Source organism: Polynucleobacter sp. UK-Mo-2m-Kol15, assembly GCF_018881505.1.
In the GTDB taxonomy this organism is placed as follows: domain Bacteria; phylum Pseudomonadota; class Gammaproteobacteria; order Burkholderiales; family Burkholderiaceae; genus Polynucleobacter.
The window spans coordinates 292,281-311,818 of record NZ_JACVQC010000001.1; the positions used below are offsets into that span (position 1 = coordinate 292,281).

34 protein-coding genes are annotated in these 19,538 nt (G+C 45.2%); 32 read left to right on the forward strand and 2 right to left on the reverse strand.

Annotated features, from left to right (window positions below):
- The first annotated feature begins 2 nt into the window (after nucleotides 1-2).
- From tuf to dsbD, 32 genes are all read left to right on the forward strand, one after another.
- A complete protein-coding gene (gene tuf / locus ICN43_RS01540) occupies nucleotides 3-1,193 on the forward strand; it encodes an elongation factor Tu (protein ID WP_216196890.1) in 1,191 nt (396 codons plus the stop codon).
- Between the two features lie 116 nt (nucleotides 1,194-1,309).
- A complete protein-coding gene (gene rpsJ, locus ICN43_RS01545; protein ID WP_011901899.1) occupies nucleotides 1,310-1,621 on the forward strand; it encodes a 30S ribosomal protein S10 in 312 nt (103 codons plus the stop codon).
- 197 nt (nucleotides 1,622-1,818) lie between these two features.
- The gene (gene rplC / locus ICN43_RS01550; RefSeq protein ID WP_216199814.1) at nucleotides 1,819-2,475 is read left to right on the forward strand and encodes a 50S ribosomal protein L3; all 657 of its coding nucleotides are present in this window, start codon (nucleotides 1,819-1,821) and stop codon (nucleotides 2,473-2,475) included.
- 11 nt (nucleotides 2,476-2,486) lie between these two features.
- Nucleotides 2,487-3,107, forward strand: a complete 621-nt coding sequence (gene rplD / locus ICN43_RS01555) for a 50S ribosomal protein L4 (RefSeq protein WP_215326126.1) — start codon at nucleotides 2,487-2,489, stop codon at nucleotides 3,105-3,107.
- Nucleotides 3,104-3,418 (forward strand): 50S ribosomal protein L23, encoded by a 315-nt coding sequence (gene rplW, locus ICN43_RS01560; protein WP_076024545.1) that lies wholly within the window; start codon nucleotides 3,104-3,106, stop codon nucleotides 3,416-3,418. Before rplD ends, rplW begins: the two co-directional genes overlap by 4 nt.
- A gap of 2 nt (nucleotides 3,419-3,420) precedes the next feature.
- The gene (rplB, locus tag ICN43_RS01565) at nucleotides 3,421-4,251 is read left to right on the forward strand and encodes a 50S ribosomal protein L2 (RefSeq protein WP_015420235.1); all 831 of its coding nucleotides are present in this window, start codon (nucleotides 3,421-3,423) and stop codon (nucleotides 4,249-4,251) included.
- A 19-nt stretch (nucleotides 4,252-4,270) separates the two neighbouring features.
- Nucleotides 4,271-4,549 (forward strand): 30S ribosomal protein S19, encoded by a 279-nt coding sequence (gene rpsS / locus ICN43_RS01570; RefSeq protein WP_011901904.1) that lies wholly within the window; start codon nucleotides 4,271-4,273, stop codon nucleotides 4,547-4,549.
- 7 nt (nucleotides 4,550-4,556) lie between these two features.
- Nucleotides 4,557-4,889, forward strand: coding sequence for a 50S ribosomal protein L22 (gene rplV, locus ICN43_RS01575; protein ID WP_215300499.1), 333 nt, complete (start codon nucleotides 4,557-4,559; stop codon nucleotides 4,887-4,889).
- An 8-nt stretch (nucleotides 4,890-4,897) separates the two neighbouring features.
- Nucleotides 4,898-5,719, forward strand: coding sequence for a 30S ribosomal protein S3 (gene rpsC, locus ICN43_RS01580; protein WP_216196896.1), 822 nt, complete (start codon nucleotides 4,898-4,900; stop codon nucleotides 5,717-5,719).
- A gap of 2 nt (nucleotides 5,720-5,721) precedes the next feature.
- Complete coding sequence (gene rplP / locus ICN43_RS01585; protein ID WP_015420238.1) at nucleotides 5,722-6,135, forward strand: 50S ribosomal protein L16; 414 nt, start codon at nucleotides 5,722-5,724, stop codon at nucleotides 6,133-6,135.
- 14 nt (nucleotides 6,136-6,149) lie between these two features.
- Nucleotides 6,150-6,344 carry a 50S ribosomal protein L29 gene (rpmC, locus tag ICN43_RS01590; protein ID WP_015420239.1) on the forward strand — a complete coding sequence of 65 codons (195 nt, stop codon included), beginning with the start codon at nucleotides 6,150-6,152 and terminating at the stop codon, nucleotides 6,342-6,344.
- Between the two features lie 12 nt (nucleotides 6,345-6,356).
- Nucleotides 6,357-6,626, forward strand: coding sequence for a 30S ribosomal protein S17 (rpsQ, locus tag ICN43_RS01595; protein WP_076024550.1), 270 nt, complete (start codon nucleotides 6,357-6,359; stop codon nucleotides 6,624-6,626).
- A 186-nt stretch (nucleotides 6,627-6,812) separates the two neighbouring features.
- Nucleotides 6,813-7,181, forward strand: coding sequence for a 50S ribosomal protein L14 (gene rplN, locus ICN43_RS01600; RefSeq protein WP_015420241.1), 369 nt, complete (start codon nucleotides 6,813-6,815; stop codon nucleotides 7,179-7,181).
- A 9-nt stretch (nucleotides 7,182-7,190) separates the two neighbouring features.
- A complete protein-coding gene (gene rplX / locus ICN43_RS01605) occupies nucleotides 7,191-7,499 on the forward strand; it encodes a 50S ribosomal protein L24 (RefSeq protein ID WP_216196897.1) in 309 nt (102 codons plus the stop codon).
- A gap of 16 nt (nucleotides 7,500-7,515) precedes the next feature.
- Nucleotides 7,516-8,058 carry a 50S ribosomal protein L5 gene (gene rplE / locus ICN43_RS01610; RefSeq protein ID WP_046329383.1) on the forward strand — a complete coding sequence of 181 codons (543 nt, stop codon included), beginning with the start codon at nucleotides 7,516-7,518 and terminating at the stop codon, nucleotides 8,056-8,058.
- A 9-nt stretch (nucleotides 8,059-8,067) separates the two neighbouring features.
- Complete coding sequence (rpsN, locus tag ICN43_RS01615) at nucleotides 8,068-8,373, forward strand: 30S ribosomal protein S14 (protein ID WP_046329384.1); 306 nt, start codon at nucleotides 8,068-8,070, stop codon at nucleotides 8,371-8,373.
- A 24-nt stretch (nucleotides 8,374-8,397) separates the two neighbouring features.
- Complete coding sequence (rpsH, locus tag ICN43_RS01620) at nucleotides 8,398-8,793, forward strand: 30S ribosomal protein S8 (RefSeq protein WP_015420245.1); 396 nt, start codon at nucleotides 8,398-8,400, stop codon at nucleotides 8,791-8,793.
- Nucleotides 8,794-8,803: 10 nt separating this feature from the next.
- Nucleotides 8,804-9,337 carry a 50S ribosomal protein L6 gene (gene rplF / locus ICN43_RS01625; RefSeq protein WP_046329385.1) on the forward strand — a complete coding sequence of 178 codons (534 nt, stop codon included), beginning with the start codon at nucleotides 8,804-8,806 and terminating at the stop codon, nucleotides 9,335-9,337.
- Between the two features lie 13 nt (nucleotides 9,338-9,350).
- On the forward strand, nucleotides 9,351-9,704 hold the full coding sequence (rplR, locus tag ICN43_RS01630; protein WP_015420247.1) for a 50S ribosomal protein L18: 354 nt from the start codon (nucleotides 9,351-9,353) through the stop codon (nucleotides 9,702-9,704).
- Nucleotides 9,705-9,722: 18 nt separating this feature from the next.
- Nucleotides 9,723-10,241 carry a 30S ribosomal protein S5 gene (gene rpsE, locus ICN43_RS01635; RefSeq protein ID WP_015420248.1) on the forward strand — a complete coding sequence of 173 codons (519 nt, stop codon included), beginning with the start codon at nucleotides 9,723-9,725 and terminating at the stop codon, nucleotides 10,239-10,241.
- A 24-nt stretch (nucleotides 10,242-10,265) separates the two neighbouring features.
- Nucleotides 10,266-10,454 carry a 50S ribosomal protein L30 gene (rpmD, locus tag ICN43_RS01640; protein ID WP_215358833.1) on the forward strand — a complete coding sequence of 63 codons (189 nt, stop codon included), beginning with the start codon at nucleotides 10,266-10,268 and terminating at the stop codon, nucleotides 10,452-10,454.
- Nucleotides 10,455-10,481: 27 nt separating this feature from the next.
- Complete coding sequence (rplO, locus tag ICN43_RS01645; RefSeq protein WP_015420250.1) at nucleotides 10,482-10,922, forward strand: 50S ribosomal protein L15; 441 nt, start codon at nucleotides 10,482-10,484, stop codon at nucleotides 10,920-10,922.
- A 17-nt stretch (nucleotides 10,923-10,939) separates the two neighbouring features.
- Nucleotides 10,940-12,277 carry a preprotein translocase subunit SecY gene (gene secY, locus ICN43_RS01650; protein WP_216196898.1) on the forward strand — a complete coding sequence of 446 codons (1,338 nt, stop codon included), beginning with the start codon at nucleotides 10,940-10,942 and terminating at the stop codon, nucleotides 12,275-12,277.
- A gap of 4 nt (nucleotides 12,278-12,281) precedes the next feature.
- Nucleotides 12,282-12,500, forward strand: a complete 219-nt coding sequence (infA, locus tag ICN43_RS01655; protein ID WP_015420252.1) for a translation initiation factor IF-1 — start codon at nucleotides 12,282-12,284, stop codon at nucleotides 12,498-12,500.
- Between the two features lie 36 nt (nucleotides 12,501-12,536).
- Complete coding sequence (gene rpmJ, locus ICN43_RS01660) at nucleotides 12,537-12,653, forward strand: 50S ribosomal protein L36 (RefSeq protein WP_012357167.1); 117 nt, start codon at nucleotides 12,537-12,539, stop codon at nucleotides 12,651-12,653.
- A gap of 24 nt (nucleotides 12,654-12,677) precedes the next feature.
- A complete protein-coding gene (rpsM, locus tag ICN43_RS01665) occupies nucleotides 12,678-13,043 on the forward strand; it encodes a 30S ribosomal protein S13 (protein ID WP_015420253.1) in 366 nt (121 codons plus the stop codon).
- An 18-nt stretch (nucleotides 13,044-13,061) separates the two neighbouring features.
- Nucleotides 13,062-13,469 (forward strand): 30S ribosomal protein S11, encoded by a 408-nt coding sequence (gene rpsK, locus ICN43_RS01670; protein ID WP_011901923.1) that lies wholly within the window; start codon nucleotides 13,062-13,064, stop codon nucleotides 13,467-13,469.
- Nucleotides 13,470-13,584: 115 nt separating this feature from the next.
- Nucleotides 13,585-14,208, forward strand: a complete 624-nt coding sequence (rpsD, locus tag ICN43_RS01675; RefSeq protein WP_216196899.1) for a 30S ribosomal protein S4 — start codon at nucleotides 13,585-13,587, stop codon at nucleotides 14,206-14,208.
- 23 nt (nucleotides 14,209-14,231) lie between these two features.
- Nucleotides 14,232-15,212, forward strand: coding sequence for a DNA-directed RNA polymerase subunit alpha (gene rpoA, locus ICN43_RS01680; RefSeq protein ID WP_015420255.1), 981 nt, complete (start codon nucleotides 14,232-14,234; stop codon nucleotides 15,210-15,212).
- Between the two features lie 16 nt (nucleotides 15,213-15,228).
- On the forward strand, nucleotides 15,229-15,621 hold the full coding sequence (gene rplQ / locus ICN43_RS01685; protein ID WP_216196900.1) for a 50S ribosomal protein L17: 393 nt from the start codon (nucleotides 15,229-15,231) through the stop codon (nucleotides 15,619-15,621).
- A gap of 68 nt (nucleotides 15,622-15,689) precedes the next feature.
- A complete protein-coding gene (gene cutA, locus ICN43_RS01690) occupies nucleotides 15,690-16,022 on the forward strand; it encodes a divalent-cation tolerance protein CutA (protein WP_216196901.1) in 333 nt (110 codons plus the stop codon).
- Nucleotides 16,023-16,027: 5 nt separating this feature from the next.
- Nucleotides 16,028-17,704, forward strand: a complete 1,677-nt coding sequence (dsbD, locus tag ICN43_RS01695; RefSeq protein WP_216196902.1) for a protein-disulfide reductase DsbD — start codon at nucleotides 16,028-16,030, stop codon at nucleotides 17,702-17,704.
- Nucleotides 17,705-17,755: 51 nt separating this feature from the next.
- Here dsbD and hemB read toward each other — a convergent pair whose 3' ends face one another.
- Both hemB and yihA read right to left on the reverse strand, forming a co-directional pair.
- Nucleotides 17,756-18,775, reverse strand: a complete 1,020-nt coding sequence (hemB, locus tag ICN43_RS01700) for a porphobilinogen synthase (RefSeq protein WP_216196903.1) — start codon at nucleotides 18,773-18,775, stop codon at nucleotides 17,756-17,758.
- The gene (gene yihA / locus ICN43_RS01705) at nucleotides 18,759-19,424 is read right to left on the reverse strand and encodes a ribosome biogenesis GTP-binding protein YihA/YsxC (protein WP_216196904.1); all 666 of its coding nucleotides are present in this window, start codon (nucleotides 19,422-19,424) and stop codon (nucleotides 18,759-18,761) included. Before yihA ends, hemB begins: the two co-directional genes overlap by 17 nt.
- Between the last annotated feature and the right edge of the window lie 114 nt (nucleotides 19,425-19,538).

Here is a 19,538-nt window from a genome sequence, read left to right on the forward strand (position 1 = left end):
AAATGGCAAAAGAAAAGTTTGAGCGGACAAAACCGCACGTAAACGTTGGCACCATTGGTCACGTTGACCACGGTAAAACCACATTGACAGCAGCAATTGCAACCGTGCTTTCTAAAGCATTCGGTGGCGAAGCAAAAGCATACGATCAGATCGACGCTGCTCCCGAAGAAAAAGCACGTGGTATTACGATTAATACAGCACACGTTGAGTATGAGACAGCGAATCGTCACTACGCACACGTGGATTGCCCAGGACATGCTGACTACGTTAAGAACATGATTACTGGTGCTGCTCAGATGGACGGCGCAATTTTGGTTTGCTCTGCAGCTGACGGCCCAATGCCACAAACTCGTGAGCACATCCTCTTGGCACGCCAAGTGGGTGTTCCATACATCATCGTTTTCTTGAACAAGTGCGACATGGTAGATGACGCTGAGTTGTTAGAGCTCGTAGAAATGGAAGTTCGTGAGCTTTTATCTAAGTACGACTTCCCAGGCGATGACACACCAATCGTTCAAGGTTCTGCTAAGTTAGCACTTGAAGGCGACGAAGGCCCATTGGGTAAAGAAGCCATCATGAAGTTAGCTGATGCACTTGACTCATACATCCCGACTCCAGAGCGTGCTGTTGACGGTGCGTTCTTAATGCCAGTAGAGGACGTGTTCTCTATCTCCGGTCGCGGTACTGTTGTAACAGGCCGTATTGAGCGCGGTATTGTTAAAGTTGGCGAAGAGATTGAAATTATTGGCATCAAGCCAACACTCAAGACAACTTGTACTGGTGTTGAAATGTTCCGCAAATTGCTCGATCAAGGTCAAGCAGGCGATAACGTTGGTATCTTGTTACGCGGTACAAAGCGTGAAGAAGTTGAGCGCGGCCAAGTATTGGCTAAGCCAGGTTCAATCACCCCACATACTCACTTTACAGCCGAGGTTTATATCTTGGGTAAAGATGAAGGTGGCCGTCATACTCCATTCTTTAACAACTATCGTCCACAGTTTTACTTCCGTACTACGGACGTAACTGGTTCAATCGAGTTGCCAAAAGATAAAGAAATGGTGATGCCTGGTGATAACGTCACAATTACCGTCAAACTCATCGCGCCGATTGCGATGGAAGAAGGTTTACGTTTTGCGATCCGTGAAGGTGGCCGTACTGTTGGCGCCGGCGTGGTTGCAAAGATTTTGGCTTAAGTTTTACTAGTAATAAATATTTAGCGGTTTGCTAACCGGTGACATCAGTGCTGCTGATGTCACCGAGCTCTTTAGATGTATAACGTGGCAGCACCACAACGCTCTTTGGAATTAATATGCAAAACCAAAAAATTCGTATTCGTCTTAAAGCATTTGATTACCGTTTGATCGACCAGTCTGCAGCTGAAATCGTTGATACAGCTAAGCGCACTGGTGCTGTTGTTAAGGGTCCAGTACCTTTGCCAACACGTATCGAGCGCTTCGACATTCTGCGTTCACCACACGTGAACAAGACATCTCGTGATCAATTAGAGATCCGCACCCATCTCCGTTTGATGGATATCGTAGATCCTACGGAGAAAACTGTAGATGCTTTGATGAAATTAGACCTCCCAGCAGGTGTAGACGTCGAAATTAAGTTGCAGTAATTGGCTGTTTCCGGTCTTTTTGCTTGTCAAGATCGGTATTTCGGGATAGAATCTAAAGCTTCGCTCAATTATTTGGGCGAAAATCTCAGTTTTATCAGCATTAAAAACGTTGTAAGTTATTGATTTAGAAGTACTTTTACTTGTAAATCACTTAAATTAATTTTGCCGACCAATCGAAGTCGGCGTGGAGCATGAATATGAGCTTAGGCTTAATCGGTCGCAAGATCGGCATGACCCGTCTATTTACGGACGAAGGGGAAGCAATTCCTGTCACCGTAATTGACGTGAGCGACAACAGAATCGCTCAAATCAAGACCCAGGCAACTGATGGCTATGATGCTATCCAGTTGGCACATGGCACACGTAGAGCTACTCGCGTTACCAAAGCAATGGCTGGTCACTTCGCTAAAGCGGGTGTGATGGCTGGTAACGGTCTCAACGAATTTCATTTAGATGCAGTAAAAATCGCAGAAATGACACCAGGACAAGTCATTCCTGCTGACACTGCATTTGCTGCTGGCCAAAAAGTGGACGTACAAGGTGTAACGATTGGTAAAGGCTATGCCGGTACCATCAAGCGCCATCACTTCGCTTCAGGTCGTGCGTCACACGGTAACTCACGTTCACATAACGTGCCAGGTTCTATCGGTATGGCGCAAGATCCAGGTCGTGTTTTCCCAGGAAAGCGCATGACAGGCCACCTTGGTGACGAAACACGCACTGTACAAAATTTAGTCATCGCACGCATTGATGCAGAACGCAATCTCATCATGGTTAAAGGCGCTATTCCAGGTGCCCCAGGCGGTAAAGTTATTGTTACTCCAGCGGTGAAGACACCGTTGAAGAAGAAATAAGGAGAGCGAATATGGAACTTAAGCTTCTCCAAGACAACGGAACTTTAGGCGCTGGCATCCAAGCCTCACCAGAAGTATTCGAGCGCGAATATAACGAAGCATTGGTACACCAAGTTGTTGTGGCCTACCAAGCAAATGCACGTAGCGGTAACCGTGCACAAAAAGACCGAGAGCAAGTTAAGCACACAACCAAAAAACCTTGGCGTCAAAAAGGTACTGGTCGTGCACGTGCTGGTATGAGCTCTTCCCCGCTGTGGCGTGGAGGTGGTCGTATATTCCCGAATTCACCTGAAGAAAATTTCAGCCAAAAAGTAAACAAGAAAATGTACCGCGCTGGTATGAGATCAATTTTGTCTCAGTTAGCTCGCGAAGGTCGTTTGAATGTTGTTGACCAATTTAATCTCGATGCTCCAAAGACTAAAGTTTTAGCTGACAAAGTTAAAGCAATGGGCTTGGATTCAGTCTTGATCATCGTTGATCAGGTTAGCGAGAATTTGTACTTGGCATCACGCAACTTGCATAAGGTTGCTGTATGTGAGCCACAGCACGCTGATCCATTAGCTTTAGTTCAATACAAAAAAGTATTGGTAAGCAAAGCAGCGATCGCAAAAATTGAGGAGTTGCTGAAATGAGCCAAGTCCGTAAAAACGATCACAGCTTGATGAAGGTTCTGCTTGGACCGGTGATCTCTGAAAAAGCCACTATGGTTGCAGAGAAAAACGAACAAGTGGTATTTCAGGTTACACGCGACGCTAATAAGAGCGATGTGAAGCAAGCAGTTGAATTGCTCTTTAAAGTGCAAGTTGACTCAGTTCAGATCGTGAACCAAAAAGGTAAGCCAAAGCGCTACGGCCGTTTTGAAGGTCGTCGTGACCACACTAAGAAGGCCTATGTAAGCTTGAAGCCAGGTCAAGAAATTAACTTTGAAGCGGAGGCGAATTAATCATGCCTTTGATGAAGACAAAACCGACCTCACCGGGTCGTCGTTCAATGGTCAAGGTGGTCAATCCTGACCTGCATAAAGGTAAACCTTTTGCAGCGTTGGTAGAGCCACAGTTCCAAAAAGCAGGTCGTAATAATAATGGTCACATCACTACTCGTCATAAAGGTGGTGGTCATAAGCATCACTATCGTGTTGTTGATTTCAAACGCAATGACAAAGATGGTATTCCAGCAAAAGTAGAACGCTTGGAATACGATCCAAACCGCAGTGCAAATATTGCATTGATCGTGTTTGCCGATGGTGAGCGTCGTTATATTCTTGCAGCAAAAGGCATGACTGTTGGTCAGGCATTGATGAGTGGCTCTGAAGCCCCAATCAAGTCTGGTAATAACTTGCCAATTCGTAACATTCCAGTTGGTAGCACGATTCACTGTGTAGAAATGTTGCCAGGCAAAGGTGCTCAAATCGCACGTTCTGCTGGCGGCTCTGCGGTGTTATTGGCTCGTGAAGGTGTATACGCTCAGGTGCGCTTGCGCTCAGGTGAAGTACGTCGTATTTTGATCGATTGCCGTGCAACTATTGGTGAAGTTGGTAATGAAGAGCATAGCTTGCGCGTTATCGGTAAAGCTGGTGCAAATCGCTGGCGTGGTATTCGCCCAACCGTTCGCGGTGTGGCAATGAACCCAGTAGATCACCCACACGGTGGTGGTGAAGGTAGAACTGGCGAAGGCCGTGTACCTGTCTCCCCATGGGGCACACCAACCAAAGGTTATCGTACACGTCGCAATAAGCGTACAACTTCGATGATCGTTCAACGTCGTCAAAAACGTTAAGCGATAAGGATAAATAGATATGACACGTTCAGCTAAAAAAGGCCCATTTTGCGACGCCAGCTTAGTAAAAAAAGTTGAAGTTGCACAAGCCAACAAAGACAAAAAGCCGATCAAAACTTGGTCACGCCGTTCAACAATCCTCCCAGACTTTATTGGTCTGACGATTGCTGTACATAACGGTCGTCAACACGTTCCGGTATATGTATCAGAAAACATGGTGGGTCATAAGTTAGGCGAATTTGCCTTGACCCGTACTTTCAAAGGTCACGCTGCTGACAAGAAAGTAACGAAGAAGTAAGGGGATGATGATGGAAGTTAAAGCTATTCACAAGGGCGCCCGCATTTCTGCGCAAAAGACACGTTTGGTCGCTGACCAAATCCGTGGTTTGCCAATTGCTCGCGCTATGAACATTTTGAATTTCAGCCCCAAGAAAGCTGCCTTCATTGTGAAGAAAGTTGTTGAGTCCGCAATGGCCAACGCTGAACACAATAAGGGTGCTGATATTGATGAGCTCAAGGTTTCAACAATTATTGTTGATAAAGGTACTTCCTTGAAGCGCTTCACAGCACGTGCTAAGGGTCGCGGCAATCAAATCGAAAAACAAACATGTCACATCACCGTGACCTTGAGTAACTAAGGGAAGATATGGGACAAAAGATAAACCCAACCGGATTCCGACTCTCGGTAACGAAGAACTGGACATCAAAGTGGTATGCAAACAATACTGATTTTGCGAAGATGCTTAAAGAGGACGTAGATGTCCGCATCTATCTCAAGAAGAAGCTGAAGAATGCATCCGTAAGTAAAGTCATTATTGAGCGTCCTGCAAAGAACGCACGCATCACTATTTATAGTTCACGCCCTGGCGTTGTGATCGGTAAAAAGGGTGAAGATATTGAAGTTCTCCGTCGAGAACTCCAGAAGCGTATGGGCGTTCCTGTCCATGTGAACATCGAAGAAATTCGTAAGCCTGAAGTGGACGCTCAATTGATCGCCGACTCTATTACTCAGCAGTTAGAGAAGCGCATCATGTTCCGACGTGCAATGAAGCGTGCAATGCAAAATGCAATGCGCCTTGGTGCACAAGGAATCAAGATCATGTCCTCTGGTCGTTTGAACGGTGCTGAAATTGCACGTCGCGAATGGTACCGTGAAGGTCGTGTTCCACTTCATACATTGAAGGCTGATATTGATTACGCAACTTCAGAAGCGGAAACAACATACGGCATCATCGGTGTAAAAGTTTGGGTATACAAAGGCGATACTTTAGGTCGCGGTGCTGATGCTGTAGCAGTAACAGCAGAGCCAGCAGCTGAAGAGAAGAAGCCACGTCGCGCACCAGCTAAAACAACCGCACGCAAACCAGCTGCTGACAGCAAGCCATTAGTTGCTACTAAGCCAGCAGTGAAGCGTGCACCGAAAGCCGTTGAAGCCGCAAGTGCTGAAGCGCAGAAGTCAGGAGAGTAAGCATGCTACAACCAAAGCGTCGTAAGTATCGCAAGGAACAAAAGGGACGTAACACTGGCGTAGCAACACGCGGCAGTTCAGTTGCCTTTGGTGACTTTGGATTGAAGGCTATTGGCCGTGGTCGTTTGACTGCACGTCAGATTGAATCTGCACGTCGAGCAATGACTCGTCATATTAAGCGTGGTGGTCGTATCTGGATTCGTATTTTCCCAGACAAGCCAATTTCACAAAAGCCAGCTGAAGTGCGTATGGGTAACGGTAAAGGTAATCCAGAGTACTACGTAGCAGAAATTCAACCAGGCAAGATTTTGTACGAGATGGATGGCGTAGATGAAGGTTTGGCGCGCGAGGCTTTCAAGCTTGCTGCTGCTAAGCTGCCATTGCAAACCACTTTCGTGATTCGCCACCTAGGTTGATCGGGATAGAGATTATGAAAAAGACAGAATTAGCATCCAAAGATCTGGTTGCCTTAAACGCAGAATTAACAGAGCTTTTGAAGACTAGCTTCAAACTCCGTATGCAAAAGGGTACTCAGCAACTCACCAATACCAGCCAATTGGGTAAAACTAAGCGTGAAATTGCTCGCGTGAAGACTTTTATTACTCAAAAAACTGCACAGAAATAAGGAAAAAGGGATATGACAGAATTATCTAAACCCTTGCGCCGCACCCTTGTGGGTCGTGTCGTTAGCGATAAAATGCAAAAAACTGTGACTGTGCTAGTTGAGCGCCAAGTAAAACATGCGCTTTATGGCAAATATGTTGGACAGTCCAAAAAGTACCATGCTCATGACGAAGCTGGCCAATACAAGATGGGTGATACCGTTGAAATTGCTGAATCTAAGCCAATTTCACGTACTAAATCTTGGGTTGTGACCCGTTTAGTTCAAGAATCAAAAGGTATTTAAAGAAATATTAGGGATTTTGGCGAAGTTTCTTGCCAAATCCCTGTTTTGCGTAGTATGATAGAAGGCTTCTCTGGTTTTATTGGGAGAAGCAGTGTTTTTTCATTAATTCCGGATTTTAACTTTCGTTAAAGCCCATAGACGGAACCAAGACTGTTTGCCTTTGGCTAACAAGTTGGGGATTAAAAAATGATTCAGACCGAAAGTAGATTACAGGTCGCCGATAACACAGGCGCCAGTGAAGTTTTGTGCATCAAGGTATTGGGCGGCTCTAAGCGTCGTTACGCCAGTATCGGTGATGTCATCAAAGTGACTGTAAAGTCCGCTGCTCCACGTGGCCGTGTAAAAAAAGGTGATATTTATAACGCCGTAGTAGTGAGAACTGCTAAGGGTGTACGCCGTCCAGACGGCTCATTGATTAAGTTCGATGGAAACGCTGCGGTATTGCTCAACGCTAAGTTAGAGCCAATCGGCACACGTATCTTTGGACCAGTTACGCGCGAATTGCGTACTGAGAAGTTCATGAAGATCGTTTCTCTCGCCCCCGAAGTTATTTAAGAGGCTGATATGAAAAAGATTCGTAAAGGTGATTCAGTAGTTCTATTGACTGGCCGCGATAAGGGCAAGCAAGGAACTGTTACAGCCGTTCTCGAGAACAAATTGGTAATCGAAGGCGTAAATATTTACAAAAAGAGCGTTAAGCCAAATCCAGCAGCCGGTGTTACTGGCGGCATGATTGACAAGTCGATGCCTGTTCACATTTCTAATGTGGCTGTGGTTGACGGTAACGGCAAACCATCACGTGTTGGTATCAAACTCGTGGACGGTAAAAAGCAACGTTTCCTCAAAACCACTGGCGCAACTTTAAGCGCATAAGGGGCACGGAGAAATTATGAGCACACGTTTTCAAGAACACTACCAAGCTAAAGTAGTTGCTGATTTGATCGCTAAATTTGGCTACAAGTCTGTAATGGAAGTTCCGCGTATCACTAAGGTAACCCTGAACATGGGCTTAGGCGATGCTGTGAACGATAAAAAGATTATCGAAAATGCAGTTGGTGATTTGACTAAAGTAGCAGGTCAAAAGCCAGTTGTGACAAAAGCGAAAAAAGCGATTGCTGGTTTCAAAATTCGTCAAGGCTACCCAATCGGCGCCATGGTGACATTGCGTGGTGCACGCATGTACGAATTTTTAGACCGTTTCGTGACTGTTGCTTTGCCACGCGTACGTGACTTCCGAGGAATTTCCGGCAAGGCATTTGACGGCCGTGGTAACTACAACATCGGCGTTAAAGAGCAAATCATTTTCCCTGAAATCGAATACGACAAAATTGATGCCCTCCGTGGTCTCAATATCAGTATTACGACGACCGCTAAGACTGACGAAGAAGCAAAAGCTTTGTTGGCAGCGTTCAAATTCCCTTTCCGCAATTAAGAGGCTAACGTGGCAAAACTATCCCTAATTGAGCGCGAGAATAAGCGCACAAAAACTGTAGAGAAGTACGCTGTAAAGCGTGCTGAACTCAAGGCAATCATTGCTGATCAATCACGCAGCGATGAAGAGCGCTATGAAGCGCGCTTGAAGTTACAGGCACTTCCACGTAACGCGAGCCCGATTCGTCAAAGAAATCGTTGTTCATTAACCGGTCGTCCGCGCGGTGTATTCAGTAAGTTTGGTCTAGCGCGTAGCAAAATTCGTGAAATCGCCTTCCGTGGCGAAATCCCCGGTTTAACCAAGGCCAGCTGGTAAGCGGCGAAAGAATTAGGAGAACTCATGAGTATCAGCGATCCAATCGCCGACATGTTGACAAGGATCCGCAATGCGCAAGCAGTGCAGAAACCCGTAGTCTTGATGCCGTCGTCAAAAGTTAAAGTAGCTATTGCAAAAGTCTTGCAGGATGAAGGTTATATCGATAGTTTTGAAATCAAGGGTGAAGCAGCTAAGCCAGTGCTGCATATTGAACTCAAATACTACGCAGGCCGCCCTGTTATTGAGCGAATTGACCGTGTTTCTACACCAAGTCTTCGTATCTACAAAGGCCGCCACGACATTCCTGAAGTGATGAATGGCTTAGGCATTGCAATTATTTCAACCCCACAAGGCGTAATGACAGACCGCAAAGCTCGTGCAAACGGCGTTGGTGGCGAAGTTATTTGCTACGTCGCGTAAGGAGAGAAATATGTCCCGCGTTGGTAAATCACCCATTCCAGTCCCTAAGGGCGCTGAAATCAGCATCAACGGTGCAAATATTACTGTTAAAGGCCCATTGGGTACCTTGACACATAACTTGCATCCTTCTGTTGGTTTGAAGCAAGAAGACGGCGTATTGACAGTTGTTTTAAATAACGACACACCAGAAGCCGGTGCACAGTCAGGTACGGCCCGTGCTTTGGTAAACAACATGGTTGTTGGTGTAACTGCTGGCTTTGAGCGCAAGCTCAGCTTGGTAGGCGTTGGTTATCGTGCTGCTGCTCAGGGCGATTCATTGAAGTTGCAGTTAGGTTTCTCGCATGACATTATTTACAACCTACCAAAGGGCGTAAAAGCTGAGACCCCAACTCAAACTGAAATCATTATTAAAGGCTCCAACAAGCAGCAAGTTGGCCAGGTTGCCGCTGAAGTTCGCGCATACCGTTCACCAGAGCCATACAAAGGTAAAGGCGTTCGCTACGTGGATGAGGTTGTACACCTGAAAGAAACTAAGAAGAAGTAAGCGAGATTAAAAAATGAATAAAGACGAATCCAGACAAAGACGCGCTAGGCAGACTCGTATTCGCATTGCCGAAGCATTGGCAAATCGCTTAACAGTTATCCGTAGCAACTCCCATATTTCTGCACAGGTATATAGCCCATGTGGAACCAAAGTTGTAGCAGCTGCCTCAACAATGGAAAAAGATTTACGCCAAGCAATCAAAAACGGCGGCAACGCTGATGCGGCTAAACAAATCGGCAAATTAGTTGCTGAGCGTGCTGTTAAGGCGGGCATTGTTGATGTTGCTTTTGATCGCTCCGGTCATCGTTACCACGGCCGTATTAAGGCCTTAGCTGAAGCTGCGCGTGAAGCCGGCCTGAAGTTCTAATAGGGTTTAGGAAAAAACATGGCAAAAATGCAAACTAAGATGCAAAACGAAGAGCGTGATGATGGTCTTCGCGAGAAGATGATTGCTGTTAATCGTGTAACTAAAGTGGTTAAGGGTGGTCGTATTCTCGGCTTCGCTGCACTCACTGTAGTTGGTGATGGCGATGGCCGCATCGGCATGGGTAAAGGCAAATCAAAAGAAGTTCCAGTTGCTGTTCAAAAGGCAATGGACGAAGCACGTCGCAAGATGATCAAAGTTTCCTTACGTAAAGGTACTTTGCAGCACACTGTGATTGGTAAACATGGCGCGTCACGCGTGATGATTTCTCCAGCAAAAGATGGTACTGGCGTTATCGCTGGTGGCCCAATGCGCGCAATTTTTGATGTAATGGGTGTAACTAACGTTGTTGCCAAGTCACTTGGTTCAACAAATCCTTACAACATGGTTCGTGCAACGATTGATGGCTTGAGCAAGATGAGCACTCCTTCTGAAATTGCTGCTAAACGCGGTAAGTCAGTTGAAGAGATTCTCGGCTAAGACCAAAAGATTAGGAATCTATATATGACAACATCTAACTCCAAAGTCAAACTGCAATTAGTACGCAGCTTGATCGGCACACGCGAAAGCCATCGTGCAACTGTTCGCGGCTTAGGCCTGCGTCGCATCAATTCTGTTTCAGAATTGGAAGACACTCCAGCAGTTCGCGGAATGATTAATAAAGTTTCTTATTTAGTTAAAGTCGTTGGCTAATAACTAGCAAGCAAATAGGCGAAGAATATGCAACTCAATACACTAAAACCCGCAGAGGGATCCAAGAAAAACCGTCGTCGCGTAGGTCGTGGCATCGGTTCAGGTCTTGGTAAAACTGCAGGCCGCGGTCACAAAGGTCAAAAATCACGTTCCGGTGGATTTCACAAAGTTGGATTCGAGGGTGGTCAGATGCCAATGTATCGACGTTTACCAAAACGCGGTTTCGTTTCTTTGACACGTCGTCACGTTGGTCAAATCACTTTGAATGACTTAGCGAAAATCAACCTGCCAGAAGTAGACTTGTTGGTTTTGAGAGCCCATGGTTTTGCTGGTGAGCAGATTAATGCAGTTAAAGTAATTAAGACTGGCGAACTATCAATTGCTGTGACTCTCAAAGGTATTACAGCAACTGCAGGTGCTAAAGCGGCTATTGAAGCGGCTGGCGGCAAATTGGTTGACTTGGTTTAATTAGTTTTTAGTAAACGATGGCACTCGCTCCTACCAACACAGCAAATATTGCTCAATCAGGAAACAAGTTTGGCGAATTACGCCAACGCTTGATATTCCTGGTTTTGGCATTGCTCGTGTTCCGTTTGGGCGCACACATTCCTGTTCCAGGTATTGATCCTGACCAATTAGCTCAATTGTTCTCCGGTCAAAAAGATGGCATCTTAGGGATGTTCAATCTGTTCTCAGGTGGTGCTTTATCGCGCTTTACAGTTTTTGCTTTAGGAATCATGCCTTACATCTCTGCGTCGATCATCATGCAGTTGATGACGATTGTCGTTCCTTCTTTGGAGTCTTTGAAAAAAGAAGGCCAAGCGGGACAGCGCAAGATTACTCAGTACACCCGTTATGGCACTGTGTTCTTGGCGACATTCCAAGCATTAGGCATCTCAGTAGCACTGCAGGCTCAACCAGGTTTGGTTATTAATCCTGGCTTGATGTTTGAACTCAACACAGTAGTGACTTTAGTTACTGGCACGATGTTCTTAATGTGGCTAGGCGAGCAGATTACTGAGCGTGGGCTTGGCAACGGTATTTCTATCATTATTTTCGGTGGGATTGTTTCTGGATTGCCTTCAGCAATCGGCAGCCTACTCGAGCTAGTGCGCACTGGTTCTATGAATATTTTGTCAGCTTTGCTGATTGTGGTCATTTGTATTGCAGTAACTTATTTTGTAGTGTTTGTAGAGCGTGGTCAGCGCCGCATCTTAGTGAATTACGCTAAGCGTCAAGTCGGCAACAAGATATATGGCGGTCAGTCTTCATACTTCCCGTTGAAGTTAAATATGGCTGGTGTTATTCCTCCAATCTTTGCTTCATCTATTATTTTGTTCCCTGCAACGATTGCTGGCTGGTTTACATCAGGCGAGCCTGCCAATATGTTCAGCAGAGTTATCAAAGATTTGGCTGCAACATTAGCTCCAGGTCAACCTGTGTACACGATTCTGTATGCAGCAGCGATCATTTTCTTCTGTTTCTTTTACACTGCTTTGGTTTTCAATAGTCGTGATACTGCTGAGAATTTGAAGAAGAGCGGCGCCTTTATTCCGGGTATTCGTCCTGGTGATCAGACAGGTCGTTATATCGATAAGATCTTAATTCGTTTGACATTGGCAGGTGCAATTTATATGGTTTTGGTTTGTTTGTTGCCAGAATTTTTAGTGTTGAAGTACAACGTGCCATTTTACTTTGGCGGCACTTCCTTGTTGATTATTGTCGTTGTTGCAATGGATTTTATGGCTCAAGTTCAGTCATTCGCATTGCAGCAACAGTATGGTTCTTTAATGAAAAAAGCTAACTTTAAGATGGGCGCTTAACTGAATGTCTAAAGACGATGTAATTCAGATGGCGGGAGAAATTATTGAGAATTTGCCGAACGCAATGTTTCGCGTGAAGCTAGAGAACGGACATGTGGTTCTAGGGCACATTTCTGGAAAGATGAGGATGCATTACATCCGCATATTGCCAGGAGATAAGGTGACGGTGGAGATGACTCCTTACGACCTGACGCGCGCCAGAATCATATTCCGAGCGAAGTAAAAGATTAAGTAGTACATATTTTTTTAGAGGTGAGTTATGAAAGTTTTGGCATCCGTTAAGTGTATTTGCAGAAATTGCAAGATCATTAAGCGCAAACGCGTTGTGCGCGTGATCTGTTCTTCAGACGCACGTCATAAGCAGCGTCAAGGCTGATCTGGTTAATTAAGAGGAAATCTCATGGCACGTATCGCTGGGGTAAATATCCCAAATCATCAACATACTGTTATCGGTTTAACAGCAATTTTTGGCATTGGCACAACTCGTGCTCGCAAAATTTGTGAAACCACAGGTGTTGCTATCGACAAAAAAGTTAAAGATCTTACTGATGGTGACTTGGAAAAGTTGCGTGATGAGGTAGGTAAATTCATCACTGAAGGTGACCTTCGTCGTGAAGTAACGATGAGCATCAAGCGTTTGATGGACTTAGGCTGCTATCGCGGCGTTCGTCATCGTAAGGGCTTGCCTGTACGTGGTCAACGCACCAAAACAAACGCGCGTACCCGCAAGGGCCCACGTAAGTCCGGCGTGCAACTCAAGAAATAATCAAGAAAGTTTATTAACATGGCAAAACAACAATCCGCTTCCGCAGCTTCACAGCGCGCACGCAAGAAGGTTAAAAAGAACGTTGCTGATGGTATTGCACACGTTCATGCTTCTTTTAATAACACCATTATTACGATCACTGATCGCCAAGGTAATGCGCTCTCATGGGCAACATCTGGTGGACAGGGCTTCAAAGGTTCACGTAAATCAACGCCTTTTGCTGCTCAGGTAGCTGCTGAAGTAGCTGGTAAAGCTGCTGTTGAGTGCGGTATCAAGAACTTAGAAGTTCAGATCAAGGGTCCGGGCCCAGGTCGTGAATCAGCAGTTCGCGCATTGAACTCATTGGGCATCAAGATCACTGAGATTCAAGACGTAACCCCAGTTCCGCACAATGGTTGCCGTCCTCCTAAGCGTCGTCGTATTTAAGCTGAGAAGTTGACAGTACAAGTTTAGTAGTTTTTTATAAAAGCCCACCGTTCATCTGAATTAAAAGGTGAACTCACCGCCGGTCGTAAGACTGCGGCAAAGAAAGGAAAGCATCGTGGCACGTTACTTAGGGCCTAAGGCCAAATTAGCACGTCGGGAAGGTACCGACTTATTTTTAAAGAGCGCACGTCGCGCCTTGTCAGACAAGTGCAAGTTAGATACTAAGCCTGGTCAACATGGCCGTACATCTGGCTCAAGAACATCTGATTACGGTAATCAATTGCGTGAAAAGCAAAAGGTTAAGCGTATCTATGGCGTATTAGAGCGTCAATTTCGTCGTTACTTCGCAGAAGCTGAGCGTCGTAAGGGCAACACTGGTGAAACATTACTTCAGTTGCTTGAGTCACGTTTAGACAACGTGGTTTATCGCATGGGTTTTGGTTCTACTCGTGCTGAAGCGCGCCAATTGGTTTCTCATTGTGCAGTTATGCTCAATGGTAGCCCAGTAAATATTCCATCGATTCAGGTTAAGCCTGGTGATGTAGTAGCTATTCGTGAAAAAGCGAAGAAGCAAGCGCGTATTACAGAATCACTCAATTTGGTTGGACAAATGGCAGCTGTTACTTGGGTTTCAGTTGACGCAACCAAGCTCGAGGGAACATTTAAGCAAGTGCCTGACCGTGAAGATATTAGCGGTGAAATTAATGAAAGTTTGATCGTCGAATTGTATTCACGCTAATTAGGCACTCTCAAGGAAAAAATATGCAAACAAATTTGCTCAAGCCAAAAATTATTTCTGTTGAAGCGCTTACTGCCAACCAAGCTAAGGTTGTTATGGAGCCGTTCGAGCGTGGCTATGGCCACACACTCGGTAATGCATTACGCCGCGTTTTGTTATCCTCGATGGTTGGTTATGCACCAACAGAAGTAGCAATTGCTGGTGTTGTTCATGAGTACTCCACATTAGATGGAGTTCAAGAGGATGTAGTTAACCTTTTGTTGAACCTCAAAGGTATCGTATTTAAGTTGCAGTCACGTGATGAAGTTACTATCAATTTGCGCAAAGAAGGTCCAGGCGTTGTAACTGCAAAAGATATCGACTTGCCACATGATGTTGAAATTATTAATCCTGATCATGTTATCGCCCACTTGTCAGCTGGTGGCAAGTTGGATATGCAGATCAAGGTTGAAAAAGGCCGTGGTTATGTACCAGGCAATATGCGTCAATACCATGACGAAGCTACCAAGATCATTGGTCGTATCGTATTGGATGCCTCATTTAGCCCTGTAAGCCGCGTTAGTTACGCTGTTGAATCTGCTCGTGTTGAGCAACGTACCGACCTCGATCGTCTCGTAATGACAATCGAAACAAACGGTGTTTTGTCTCCCGAGGAAGCAATTCGTCAAGCCGCTACTATTTTGGTTGATCAGTTGGTTGTATTCGCAGCCCTCGAAAGCAGCGAAGTTTCTGGTGATCTAGCGCCAAGCCGCTCTTCAATGGTTGATCCAATGTTGATGCGCCCAGTGGATGATCTTGAACTCACAGTTCGCTCTGCAAACTGCTTGAAAGCTGAGAATATTTACTACATCGGTGACTTGATTCAACGTACAGAGAATGAATTGTTGAAGACGCCTAATCTAGGTCGCAAGTCTTTGAACGAAATCAAAGATGTATTGGCGGCTCGTGGCTTAAGTCTTGGCATGAAACTCGAAAGCTGGCCTCCAGCTAACCTCGAGAAATAATTAGAAAGGAAGCATCATGCGTCACGGAAACGGCTTACGCAAACTAAACAGAACGTCATCACATCGCTTGGCGATGCTGCGCAATATGTCCAATTCTCTTTTGGAGCACGAAGTGATTAAAACCACTTTGCCAAAAGCAAAAGAATTGCGCATGGTTGTTGAGCCTTTGATTACCTTGGGTAAAAAAGATAACTTAGCAAACCGTCGCTTAGCATTTAATCGCACGCGCGATCGCGATATCGTGACCAAACTCTTCACAGAGCTCGGCCCACGTTACGCAACTCGTCCAGGTGGCTACCTTCGTATTTTGAAGTTTGGCTTCCGTCATGGTGACAATGCACCTATGGCTTTGGTTGAGTTGGTAGATCGTCCAGAAGTTGAAGAAACAGCAGCAGCTGAAGAGGCTTAAGCCTTCTAGCTAGTTTAAAAGCCAGGCTTCGGTCTGGCTTTTTTCATTTATATGGTTATAAATACGTAATGACCCCTGATAAATCTACTGAGTTACTGATTGTTATCACTACTTTCAAATCAATAGAGGATGCGAAGAAAATGGCGCATCAATTGATAGAAGGTCGATTAGCTGCCTGCGTACAAATTCAAGGAGGCATGCATTCTGTCTATCGATGGGAGGGAAAGGTTTGTGAGGAAAACGAAGTTTTGTTGTCTGCAAAGACAACTGCAGATAAATGGATAGATATTTCTAATTTCATAAAAAGTCATCACTCTTATGATTTACCAGAGGTGATGGCTTATGTACCTGCAAAATATGAAGCGCTGTATGGCAAGTGGGTGCAAGCCGAGGTAAAGTGACTCCTATGAGATTGATTAATAAATTTATCCCGTTGTTAGCCGCACTCCTATTCTTTGTTGGTACTGCTTTTGCAGCTCCAGAGTTTCTTCTGCCTGAGAAGGCATTTCAGGCCCAAGCAACATGGGCGGTAAATACAAACGACATTGAGTTGGAGATTTTTCCGGCCAAGGGTTATTACATCTATCAAGAATCTCTACATTTCAAGATGGGCTCCGAGTCTAATAAATTAGGGTCTTTAAGGGCATTACTCCCTGCTGGGATTGAAAAGTATGACGAAACTTTTCAAAAGAAAATGCAGGTTTATAAGCAGGCATTTATGCTCACCCTAGATAAAAAAGCAGAAGCAGGAAAGCCTTTATATCTAGAGTTGGAATTACAAGGCTGTGCTGAAGCGGGAATATGTTATCCACCAATGACCCTCAAGTTTCTACTTGCAGGTCCTGGGGTAAAGGCCGGACCGATACCAGAAGTATTGGATGGGGTGCAAGCTGGCAATGCACCCAAAAAAGAATTGAGCCTAATGGATGTATGGCGTGAGCGCGATGACGTTAATGTCATTAGTCGCTTCTTAGAGAGTACGCCCACTCAATATCTTTTCCTGGCTTTCTTCATTCTGGGACTAGCATTAGCTTTCACTCCCTGCGTTCTTCCGATGCTACCCATTCTGTCGAGTGTGGTGTTTGGAACACAGGGCAAGCATGCTATAGCTAAGAGCCGTGCAAGCCTACTGGCAGCAGCCTATGTGCTTGGAATGGCTTGTGTATATGCCCTAGCTGGTTTGTTGATGGCAGCGCTGGGCGGTAGCGTTCAGAGAGCCTTACAAAGCCCTATAGCCCTCACAGCCTTTTCCTTACTCCTGCTAACCCTATCAGGTAGCCTATTTGGTCTATATGAACTCAGAATGCCTCAATCTTGGCAGGAAAAGGTAGATCAATTAGCAGGGCGCCACAAGGGCGGGAGCTTTGCTGGTGCTTTTGCCTTGGGCGGAATTTCTACATTGGTAGCGAGCCCTTGTATTACCGCCCCTTTGGCTGGTGTACTCGCTTTTATTGCCCAAACTGGATCAATGAGCTTGGGTGCGGGCCTACTTTTTGTGATGGCTCTGGGCATGGGACTGCCACTTTTATTTATTGCTATCGAAGCACGCATCTTAATTCCGTCAACTGGAATTTGGATGGTTTGGTTGCAAAGGACATTAGGTGTTTTGTTAGTCGCAACTGCAGCTTGGATTGCCTCACCCTTATTACAGGGTGGCAGCAGCGAAGCAGGTGACAAAATAATGGCCAATGGTCAGCGCCAACATCAGATCGGAAGTGCTAATTTTATCGTGATTGAATCTAGTGAGCAGTTAGATCAATTTTTAGCCCAAGCAAAAGAACAAAAGAAACTAGTACTCCTAGATTTTTATGCGGACTGGTGCATCTCTTGCAAGGAGATGGAAGTCAATACTTTCGGTAATCTTGAAGTGAATCAAGAGTTACAGAAATTGATATTACTGCAGGCCGACGTGACAAAAAATAGTCCAGAGAATCAGGCATTGTTGAAACGCTTTGGATTATTTGGCCCGCCTGGTATTTTGATCTTTAATCTCAACTCAGAAGAGATAAAAGATCAACGGGTAATTGGCTATATGCCACCTCAACGTTTTATTGAGCGTTTGAAAAAAGTACTAGGAAGCTAAAGCACTTGAGACTGAATAAGTCTGCACTTATTCAGTCTTCATCCTCGCAGATTATTTGCTAGCCTTGATTAAGCGCGCCGCCTCAAGTGCGAAGTAAGTCAGGATACCATCAGCACCGGCACGTTTAAATGCGAGTAAAGATTCCATCATCACAGCATCATGATCAAGCCAACCATTTTGTGTGGCCGCTTTGAGCATGGCATATTCACCACTCACTTGATAAACATAAGTTGGGTAATTAAATTCATCACGCACTCGGCGAACGATATCGAGGTAAGGCATACCAGGTTTAACCATCACCATGTCAGCACCTTCGCTAATATCCAGTGCAACCTCCCGCAAAGCCTCGTCAGTATTGCCGTAATCCATTTGATACGTTTTTTTATCAGCCTTACCTAAATTTTTTGCTGAACCAACTGCATCACGAAATGGCCCATAAAAAGCGGAAGCATATTTAGCCGAGTAAGCCATGATGCGAGTATGAATGAGGTTTTTTTGCTCTAGTGCCTCACGAATTTTTCCGATGCGGCCATCCATCATGTCCGATGGTGCAACGATATCAACACCAGCTTGTGCTTGAGCAACAGCTTGTTGGACTAAGATTGCTGTGGTTTCATCATTCAGGATGCGACCTTGCTCATCCAAGACGCCGTCTTGGCCATGACTTGTATATGGATCAAGTGCTACATCGGTCATGATGCCCAAATTAGGAAAGCGTTTTTTGAGTTCACGCACTGCATTTGGAACTAAACCATTTGGATTAAACGCCTCTTTGCCATCAGGTGTTTTCAGGGATGAATCAATTACCGGAAAAAGTGCCAGCACTGGAATGCCAAGGGCAACACATTCTTCAGCGACATTAAAAAGCAAATCGAGTGACACGCGATTGATCCCAGGCATGGAAGCAACTACTTGGGATTGATTTGTACCTTCGAGCAAAAAGACTGGATATATTAAATCGCCTGTGTTGAGATGATTCTCCTGCATCAGGCGACGTGACCAATCATCACGTCGCATGCGACGGGGGCGGTGTCGTGGAAAGTTCAATAAAGAGTTAGCTTGTGATTTCATCTTCTTGAGTCTCTGCTTCAAATAACCATTTAATAACAATATTGTCGGCCTCTTCAAGACCAATGCGCTTGGTACTAGAGAATAATTGTGCCGTAAGTTGCTGGGAGTTACCATGGCCATCGGGCAGGGCTGGAGCATATTGTTCTAATTGCTTACGAACTGCCTCTAAAGCATGCTTACACTCACTTTTGTTGAGCTTATCGCATTTGCTGAGCAAAATATGGATAGGTTTGCCGGTTGGCACAAACCATTGAATCATTTGTTCATCTAGCTCGGTGATACCACGTCTGGAGTCGACAATAAGGACCATGCCTACCAGCTGCTCTCGTTCTTGGAGATAGTCGCTGAGCAGGGTATTCCAGTGGTATTTGGTCTCGTGATTGACTGCTGCATAGCCATATCCAGGTAAATCAACTAAATAAGCTAATAGATCATCTTTGGCAAAAAGCCCAAAATAGTTAATGTGCTGGGTACGCCCTGGCGTTTTACTTGCAAAAGCGAGACGTTTTTGGTTGCAAAGCACGTTGATTGCGCTGGATTTTCCAGCATTTGATCGTCCAGCAAAGGCTACCTCTCGGAGCGGAGTGGCAGGCAGACAATGGGTGTCATTGACTGTGGTCGAAAATCGGGCTTGAAAGAGTTTAGACATGTCCAGAAGCTATTGTAAAATCACGCAAAATCATGAAATATCTCATGGTGTTGGGTAAAAGGTTGTAAAAGTAGGGCCCAAACACTTTTAGGAATTTTTGCCAAGGTAAACATA